The organism is Cognatilysobacter lacus (assembly GCF_008274655.1).
GTDB classification, from domain to species: Bacteria; Pseudomonadota; Gammaproteobacteria; order Xanthomonadales; family Xanthomonadaceae; genus Cognatilysobacter; species Cognatilysobacter lacus.
Genome location: NZ_VTRV01000236.1, coordinates 1 through 2,325 on the forward strand (window position 1 = coordinate 1; position 2,325 = coordinate 2,325).

Annotated in this window: 3 protein-coding genes; all 3 read right to left on the reverse strand. The window is 67.0% G+C overall.

All coding sequences use genetic code 11. The features are described 5' to 3' along the window. Positions 1-300: 300 nt before the first annotated feature. The 3 genes from fliN to FW784_RS13610 are packed head-to-tail and all read right to left on the reverse strand — an operon-like array spanning position 301 to position 2,135. Entirely contained in the window at positions 301-633 is a 333-nt protein-coding gene (fliN, locus tag FW784_RS13600; protein WP_149353862.1) for a flagellar motor switch protein FliN, read from the reverse strand. Beyond that, positions 630-1,634, reverse strand: a complete 1,005-nt coding sequence (fliM, locus tag FW784_RS13605; RefSeq protein WP_149353863.1) for a flagellar motor switch protein FliM — start codon at positions 1,632-1,634, stop codon at positions 630-632. The genes fliN and fliM overlap by 4 nt, the downstream gene beginning before the upstream one ends. 9 nt (positions 1,635-1,643) lie before the next feature. Beyond that, the gene (locus tag FW784_RS13610; protein WP_235893689.1) at positions 1,644-2,135 is read right to left on the reverse strand and encodes a flagellar basal body-associated FliL family protein; all 492 of its coding nucleotides are present in this window, start codon (positions 2,133-2,135) and stop codon (positions 1,644-1,646) included. Between the last annotated feature and the right edge of the window lie 190 nt (positions 2,136-2,325).

Genomic DNA, 2,325 nt, shown 5'->3' on the forward strand with positions numbered 1-2,325 from the left:
CGCCGGGCGCGTGACCTGCGGGCTGCGCGACGTGCGCGGTCGTCGCACGCAACGGAAAGTTGACCGCGTGCGTCGGCGGCGCAGCCACGGTGGTCGGCGCCGAGGGGACGACAGGTGCCGCAGTAGTTGTGGCAGCCGCTTGCGGTGTTGCAGCGATGGGCGCGGCACCGGCCCGCGGCGCAACTCGGGGTTGCGCGTCAGCGGATGTCGCAAGTGACGCCGACGCGGGCGCGGCCGTCGTGGCTGCCGGTACAGGCGCGGCCGCAAACACCGCATCGTCCATGGCCGGGCCCACGCTGCTCACCGCAGGCGCTTGATGCGCTCGGACGGGCTCACCACGTCGGTGAGCCGCACGCCGAAGCGGTCGTTGACCACCACGACTTCGCCCTGCGCGATCAACGTGCCATTGACGTAGACATCGAGCGGGTCGCCGGCGGCGCGTTCGAGTTCCACCACCGAGCCCTGGTTGAGCTGCAGCAGGTTGCGGATCGGGATGCGCGTGCGGCCGACTTCCAGCGACAGGGTGACCGACACGTCCAGGATCACGTCCAGGTTCAGGTCGGCGCCATTGCCCGTCCCTTCGGCGGTGAGGGTCTCGAATGCGGCGGGCGCCGCGGCATCGGAAGCGTTCATGACATCTCGCTCAGTGAACCAAGGGGAATCAGCGAACGCGGCGCATTGACATGCGTGATCTTGATCGCGTTCTTGCCGTTGTGCGTGCCGAACTCACCGCCGAACAGCGGCGTGCTCTCGACTTCGATCGTGACCTGCTTCGGCAGTTCGATCGGAATGATGTCGCCCACCTTCAGCTTGCTCAGCGCGCGCAGGCTGATCTGGCGCCGCGCAATGGAACTGCTGATCTCCACGTCGGCGTCCTGCAGCTGGGCGCGCATCGCATGCGTCCAGTTCTCGTCCTTCTCGATACGGTCGCTCTGCACGCCGGCGTCGAGTAGTTCGCGGATCGGCTCGAGCATTGAATAAGGCAGGGCTACATGCAGTTCGCCGCCGCCGCCTTCTAGCTCGACATGGAAACGGCTGACGACGATGTATTCGCGTGGCGAGATCACGTTCGCGAAGTGGGGATTCACCTCGGAATTGACGTATTCGAATTCGACCGGCATCACCGGTGCCCAGGCCTCGGTGAGGTCGGTGAACGTCTGCTTGAGCAGCAGCTGGATCACCCGCATTTCAGTGGGCGTGAACTCGCGGCCTTCTATGCGCGTGTGGAACTTGCCCGCGCCACCAAAGAAGTTGTCGACCGTGGTGAACACCAGCCGGGGTTCGAACACGATGATCGCGGTGCCGCGCAGCGGCTTCATCTTCACCAGGTTGAGGTTGTTTGGCACCTGCAGCGAGTGCATGTATTCGCCGAACCGGATCACGTCGATGCCGCGCACGGAAAGATCGGCGGAACGCCGCAGCAGGTTGAACAGGCCAATCCGCCACGTGCGTGCGAAGCGCTCGTTGATCATCTCGAGCGTGGGCAGGCGGCCTCGAACGATGCGGTCCTGGCTCGCGAAGTCGTAATTGCGCGCCTCACCGGGCGCGGCCGGCGGTTCGACCTCGATCGCCCCGGCATCCACGCCGTGGAGGAGGGCATCGATCTCGTCCTGTGAAAGCAGGTCGGCGCTCATCGGAATCCCTTACTGGGTGACCAGACTGGTGAAGATCACGGCCTCGACCTTGTCGGGCGCGCCCTCGTGCTTGAGGACGGACTTCACTTCGGCGAGCGCGCGGTCCTGCAAACGCTCCTTGCCGCTGCGCTGGATCAGCTGCGCGCTGGTCTGTTGGCCGAACAGCAGCAGCAGGCGGTTACGGATGGCGGGCGCCTGTTCCTGCAGCGCCTTCAACGTTTCCGGGTCGCGGGTGGCGAGCTGCACGTCTGCCTGCAGGTAGCGCACCCCGTCGGTGTCGGCGAGGTTGACCACGAAGGCCGGGTCCATCGCGAAGTACTGGGTGGGCAGCTTGGGCGCGACTTCGTGGCGGGTGGCCCCGGCGGTGAACCACCACGCGCCCGTGCCGCCGGCAGCGAGCAACAGAACGACGCCCAGGACCAGCACGAGCTTCTTGCGGCTCTTCTTCGGCGGTTCCCCGACGGCGTCGGGTGCGGTGGCGATGGCGGGCTTGGCTGACACGTGGCGTCGGCTCCTGGGGCTCGCCTGCCTAGTGCAAGGGGCGTGCCGCCTTATGGCCCCGCTGCGCGCGCCGGCCTTTTGACGTCGTGCTGAACAGGGCGCGCCGGTGGATCGTCGCGCGCGCAAGCAGGCTCAGGCGCGGCCTGCGGGTCAGGGGTGGGCTACGGCGATCCGCGGCCCGAGGTGGGCC